Origin of the sequence: Vibrio sp. 1751, assembly GCF_033339895.1 — a bacterium.
GTDB classification, from domain to species: Bacteria; Pseudomonadota; Gammaproteobacteria; order Enterobacterales; family Vibrionaceae; genus Vibrio; species Vibrio alginolyticus.
This window is the reverse complement of the sequence record NZ_JAWOVM010000144.1, coordinates 1-6,007: the sequence shown is the minus strand read 5'-3', so window position 1 is coordinate 6,007 and position 6,007 is coordinate 1. Positions and strand designations below refer to the sequence as shown.

The 6,007-nt window shown below is 42.2% G+C and carries 7 protein-coding genes; 1 reads left to right on the top strand and 6 read right to left on the bottom strand.

Features of this window, described 5'->3' with window-relative positions:
* From R7041_RS22380 to R7041_RS22360, 5 genes are all read right to left on the bottom strand, one after another.
* Positions 1-1,130 (bottom strand): AbgT family transporter (locus R7041_RS22380; protein WP_318072828.1); only part of this gene is annotated, 1,130 nt, incomplete at its 3' end.
* A 288-nt stretch (positions 1,131-1,418) separates the two neighbouring features.
* Entirely contained in the window at positions 1,419-1,829 is a 411-nt protein-coding gene (locus tag R7041_RS22375; protein WP_031780848.1) for a prepilin-type N-terminal cleavage/methylation domain-containing protein, read from the bottom strand.
* Positions 1,819-3,129 (bottom strand): hypothetical protein, encoded by a 1,311-nt coding sequence (locus R7041_RS22370; protein ID WP_064369023.1) that lies wholly within the window; start codon positions 3,127-3,129, stop codon positions 1,819-1,821. The genes R7041_RS22375 and R7041_RS22370 overlap by 11 nt, the downstream gene beginning before the upstream one ends.
* Positions 3,126-3,743 carry a PilW family protein gene (locus R7041_RS22365; RefSeq protein ID WP_005383755.1) on the bottom strand — a complete coding sequence of 206 codons (618 nt, stop codon included), beginning with the start codon at positions 3,741-3,743 and terminating at the stop codon, positions 3,126-3,128. The genes R7041_RS22370 and R7041_RS22365 overlap by 4 nt, the downstream gene beginning before the upstream one ends.
* On the bottom strand, positions 3,724-4,233 hold the full coding sequence (locus tag R7041_RS22360) for a GspH/FimT family pseudopilin (protein ID WP_064369022.1): 510 nt from the start codon (positions 4,231-4,233) through the stop codon (positions 3,724-3,726). Before R7041_RS22360 ends, R7041_RS22365 begins: the two co-directional genes overlap by 20 nt.
* Before the next feature lie 103 nt (positions 4,234-4,336).
* Between R7041_RS22360 and R7041_RS22355 the strand changes: the two genes are divergently transcribed.
* Entirely contained in the window at positions 4,337-4,768 is a 432-nt protein-coding gene (locus R7041_RS22355; RefSeq protein WP_054579037.1) for a type IV pilin protein, read from the top strand.
* A 69-nt stretch (positions 4,769-4,837) separates the two neighbouring features.
* Here the strand turns inward: R7041_RS22355 and dnaJ are convergent, their stop codons facing one another.
* A complete protein-coding gene (gene dnaJ / locus R7041_RS22350; RefSeq protein ID WP_005381620.1) occupies positions 4,838-5,986 on the bottom strand; it encodes a molecular chaperone DnaJ in 1,149 nt (382 codons plus the stop codon).
* Positions 5,987-6,007 lie beyond the last annotated feature (21 nt).

The following is a 6,007-nucleotide window of genomic DNA, read 5'->3' as shown; positions in this document are numbered from 1 at the left end:
GTACCGATGTTTGACTGAGCAAATGCAGATAGGAACTGAGCACAGAAGAACGACATAACAATGTATGCGCCCATGGTTGACATAGTATCAGCCATCGCTTTGATAATGTCGTTGCTGGTCTTGAACGTTCCAGACACTTTACCGTAAACGTAACCAGGAATGATAAACAGAATAAAGATCAACGGCACGATAGACTTCATTATCGGTGCTGAGAAGGCAGTAATTTCACCTTCAGGCGAGCGAAGTGCTGATGTTTCTGGAATTAACGCTGCAACAAGTAAAGCAATACCCGCCATCATTGCCCAACCTGCATAACGGAATGCTTTTGATTCCAGTTCAGTAAATGAACCTAGGTTTGGCGCGGTTTCCGCATCGTCATCAATTGGCATTTTTGATAAACGAGGCTCGATGATTTTCTCTGTCACGTACCAACCAATCCCCACAATAATGATGGAGGATAGGCCAGTGAAGAAGATGTTCGCTAATGGGTTAACCACATATTCAGGATCAAGAACCTGCGCCGCAGTTTGCGTAAAGCCTGCTAGTAGTGGATCGATACCTGAAGGGATAAAGTTTGCAGAGAAGCCACCAGATACACCTGCAAATGCTGCCGCAATACCCGCTAAAGGGTGACGACCTGCCGCATGGAAGATAATACCGCCCAGAGGAATAACCAGAACATAGCCTGCATCTGCCGCAGTATGCGATACAATGGCAACCAAAATAAGCATTGGAGTAAGAAGCTTAGCTGGCGTGAAGTTCAGCATCTTCTTAAGACCCGTCGTAATAAAGCCCGAAGAATCTGCAACACCCACACCTAGCATTGCGACAAGTACGATACCCAGTGGCGCAAAGCCAGTAAACGTCGTCACCATGTTAGCAAGGAAACTTGCTAGCGCTTCGCCCGTAAGTAAGTTGGTGATAGTAAGAGCTTCGCCCGTTCGAGGGTTTGGAAGATCGAATGATACATTCGACAAAAGTGCTGACGCCGCCCAAGTAATGATCAATGCCCAGAAGAACAAAATCGCAGGATCAGGAATTTTGTTACCTGTCCTCTCGATAAAGTTTAAAAAGCGCTCCATCCCGCTCGGCTTCGATGATGGTGCCTTATTTACAGCTTGGTTACTCATGGTAACTCCATAGTGAATGATGTTGGTGCCAAGGCCTATTTGAATAATTATAACGACCTACTATCCAACGAGTATTCTAGTAAACACTAATGGGGAAAGCACAAGGTTCTAGATTTTTTTTCATAATTGGAGACATATTTTGCAAAAACACCACTTCAATTAAACATAATAAAAACAGTAGCACATCAACTCAATTAACAGTTCAAAAACTATTTATTAACCGTGACAAATCCGGTATTAAACAGGAATTACACCCGCATTTGTCCCAGCCCATGTATGCAATTGAACTTAGTTTTCGAATTCACTGTATTGTGAGATCATCGTTTTAAGCTGAACGGATTGCGTCTGCCCCATTCTATCTTCCCAACTTGTTGTGATGATGATCGTCTTTAGTGAACCTGATACAGTAGCAGGTGGCACATCCCACTCCACCGTGTACGCTCCAGTGGCGGAAGATCCTGTCACGATAGAGGCAAAACTGGCAGTAGAAATCGTAGAAAGCGCATCCGAAGCACCACGCGTTCGGAACCATTCAAGCTGGTTCTCTGTTAGACGCAGTGCTTCAATACTTTTTATGGCATATTCGGATTCGCGTTCTAGATACACGTTTAGCTTAGTTAAACCTAGAGCCCCAACACCGATAAGCAGAAAAGAAATTAGAACTTCAAGAAGGTTAAAACCTTTTTGTTTAGAGATCATTCCAGGAGCCTCGCTGCCACTTTAGTTTCTCAATGTACTTGCCGCTCTTTCCACCATTGTAGGCAGGTATCAAAGATCCATTTAATTTTATAGTTCTATCTTCTGCATCTAACCCTATCCCGCCATCAAGCTTCAATGAACCATCTAGCAAAAAAGCATATTTATTAAAGTCATTATTAATATCATGCTTGTGAAAAGAAGTAGGGGTTACACCTATATCATTTTTTGAATCAAAAAGATCAATCCATATTTCTTTAACATCCAACACAGTTGGCTTTGAAAGGTATTGGTAAAGAAGTCCATCAAAATAACTCATACTTTGACTGTAGAGAACACCATCATAAATAATAAGCTGAATAGCATTATCTACAGGCTGAGTAGTAGAACCAAAAATATTTCCTGATATTGCGCAACTGCCATCGACCCAAAACCTTCGTTTTCCAGCAGCGTAAGCATTAGCTAACTTAGTATGGCATGACTTAACCCAACCTTTAGGTGTCTTACCGCTAGCAATTACAACGCCAACAGGATCCGCTTTAATCTCGTTTTTGAGTTTTGCTACGTTAACTGCGTTGAAATCCATAGTGAATAAGTCTTTGAAAACCGAAATATTTGCAACATTTTCTTTGATATCTTCATTTTTATTCGAAGTGCTAGTAGTAGCTAGGTAGGTTGGACGTTTGGTTTCTTCAAATAAATTGGATTTGTGCGAATTCTTACAAGTAAAGCTAGGAGCCCCTAAAATCCCAGTAGCATGACTACTGACTGAACTGTCCACCGTCAGAAAGTGCTCATCAGAACCACTTACACTTGCTACATAACTCACGGTTCCACCAGCAATAATAGATGTACACTCACTGTCAGACGACAAACCTTTTGCTTTAGGGACAAAGTGCATTGAGCCAGTAAGCTCTACCGACGCACTCGTTTTTAGTACAGCACCAAGGCCGTTCCCTGTCGAAATTATCACTTTACTTAAATTTGTATTTCCCTCTTTAGATGTAACCAAATATTCATAATCGCTGAGCTTTTTTATCGTAGTAGATACTGTACAGCCTAGTAAAGTAATTGTTCCGGAAGGAGGAAGAACTAACATCTTCTCCTTTATTTGTGCAAAAGCACATTCCAGTCCTCCTTCAGCCTTCCAATGTTCTTGTCGAGCTTTTAGTTCATTCTGAGCCACTTTTAATTGAAAAAATACTCCCTTTGATGATGCGAGAGATGTAATCAAAGCAAACAATAATAGTATGGATGTTACTAACAACGTCGTGTACCCAGAACATCCAAATTTAGATCTCATTGCCAATTCCTTTGCTTAATTGAAAATTCTGCAACTTGATTAATTACGCCATCTACAGTTTGTAAAGCCAAAGTAACATCCGTTACAGCGCTAATATTTGTGCCATTCGTTACGACATCAGAATTTACTGTAAAACTCGTCACTTGAAAAATATCTTCATCAAATAAAGAACGACAAAAATCCACACCATCAAAAGACAGTATTTTGGCTTGGGATACTACGCCATTTTCACAGATTACAAGTTTGCTATCTCGCTTCTCATACTTAATATTTCTATAGTTTTTATTTAGCGGAGAGTCATCTCTAAAATAAACAAAACCAATAGAAGATGCACCACTGATTGTAATTGTTTCCAAGGCTCCGGATAATTTAAGAGACATACCATGACCACCATCATAACCAGCCCTTTGAATATCTTCTTTCATAACAGATAAAGTGATATTAAGACTTTGCAATAAATTTAGCTCTAAGCTTTTTTCTTTTGCTGTTTTTTGTAAACTCAAGAATATAGAGCCCACTACACTAAGAACAATTAACCCAATTAAAGAACTAATCATTAATTCAATTAAAGAGCTACCTATTTGATAGCGTTTGTTAGCACTGACGGTAATCATATAACTTAGTTCCAGAGTTACTACAAATCTTAATCCTCCCAGGAGGGTTTGAGATCTTTGCTTGTAGTTTTATGTTTTGAGCATTGGTTGGGAAAAACTCTATATTTCCTCCTTGGGGCCGTCCACGGACCTCATCGAAGCTTATTTTTTGATTATCGTAACTGTGCTTCAAAGATAATTCAGAGTATGCGGAGCCGGAAAGGTTTAAGATTACTCCCCCTGAGCCGCTAGATGAGTTAGTTAACTGTAGAGACCATGCACCTTGACTGACAACGACGTTTTTAGCCATAGAGAAATGAATATATAACTTTTGATTTCTCATTACCGCCTCGGACTTACTTTGGCTTAGAAAACCAGCTAATTCAGTTGCTAATCGCTGCATTTGCACAGTTTGTGAAACACGGCTAAAGCTTGGAGCTGCAAACGCCAATATAATACTCAGTACAGCAACAGTAATAAGAAGCTCCAACAACGTAAACCCGCGAGGCATTTCCCAAATTCCTATGTAAACGGCAAAAGGGCCGTAATTCATCTTGCACAGATGCTATCACCTGCCAAAAATAGGCGGAAAAGTGAAAAGGAAACTACTCGTGATGATTCGAATTTCTCGTTGTAACGGCTACAAAAAAGGATTGAGAGGGATGACATTGATCGAATTACTGGTAGCTGTAGTGATTGTCGGGATCATTGCTGCAGTCGCATACCCCTCTTACACTAATCATGTAATCAAGTCTCATAGGACGGTTGCCTTGAGCGATCTTAGTCGAATTCAGCTAGAGCTAGAGACATCTTATGATGGTGGGTACGACTGGAGTCATATTCTCTCTGGAGGAACATGCACTCTATGTGACTCAGACACAAATAGATTTTCTTTCGATATTGCGAGCTCTGCAAGTACGGCCTATACCATTACAGCAACAGCAAAATCGTCTCTGGGACAAGACGACGACGAGTGCTTGACTGGTTCTAAAACGATTACTTTAACGTCAACAAATGTCGAAGAACCAAGTGATTGCTGGAATTAGGAAGAACACCGAGATGCAAAAAGGCCTGCATTTTAGCAGGCCTTTGTATTTGTGCTTTTCACTAACGTCTTAGCTGGTTAAATCATCAAAGAACTTTTTCACACCGTTGAAAAAGCCTTCTGATTTAGGCTTGTGCTTAGTTGCCGCTTCACCACCACAAGACTCTTCAAACTCTTTGAGCAGTTCTTTTTGGCGTGAGCTTAGGTTTACTGGTGTTTCAACAACCAACTTAACAATAAGATCACCAACACCGCCACCGCGAACGCCTTTCACACCTTTACCACGCATACGGAACATACGACCTGTTTGCGTTTCTGAAGGCACTTTTAGGCTTACGCGACCATCTAGGGTTGGTACTTCAACTTCACCACCTAGAGCTGCCATCGCAAAGCTTACTGGCACTTCACAGTATAGGTTGTTGCCATCACGCTCGAAGATATGGTGCTCTTTCACGTGCACTTGTACATACAAGTCACCCGCTGGTGCTCCCATTTCTCCCGCTTCACCTTCGCCAGATAGACGAATACGGTCGCCAGTATCAACACCTGCTGGGATCTTAACGTTAAGTGTTTTTGTTTTCTGCTTACGACCTTGACCATGACACTCATTACAAGGGTCTTTAATGATTTTACCTTTGCCGTGACAGGTAGGACAGGTTTGTTGCACTGCGAAGAAGCCCTGGCGCATCTGTACTTGACCATGACCATGACAGGTACCACATGTTTCAGCAGATGAACCTTTCTTCGCGCCACTACCATCACAGGTATCACAGTGTACTAGTGTCGGTACTTCGATCTCTTTCGTTACACCACGAACCGCTTCTTCTAGCGTCAATTCCATGTTGTAACGTAGGTCAGCACCTCGCTGGGCACGGTGGCCACCACCGCCACGACGACCACCACCAAAGATGTCACCGAATACATCGCCAAAGATGTCGCCGAAATCAGCACCGCCGCCGCCAAAGCCGCCGCCACCGAAACCACCGCCGCCTTGTTCAAAAGCTGCATGACCGTATTGGTCGTACGCCGCTTTCTTTTGAGGGTCGGTCAGAACTTCGTACGCTTCTTTTACTTCTTTAAACTTGTCCGCCGCAGAATCATCACCCTGGTTTCGGTCTGGGTGGAATTTCATCGCTAGACGCTTATACGCCTTTTTGATATCGCGCTCTGAGGCATCACGGCTTACGCCTAATACTTCGTAAAAATCACGTTTTGACATGTTCTTCGTCACCAGTTAATT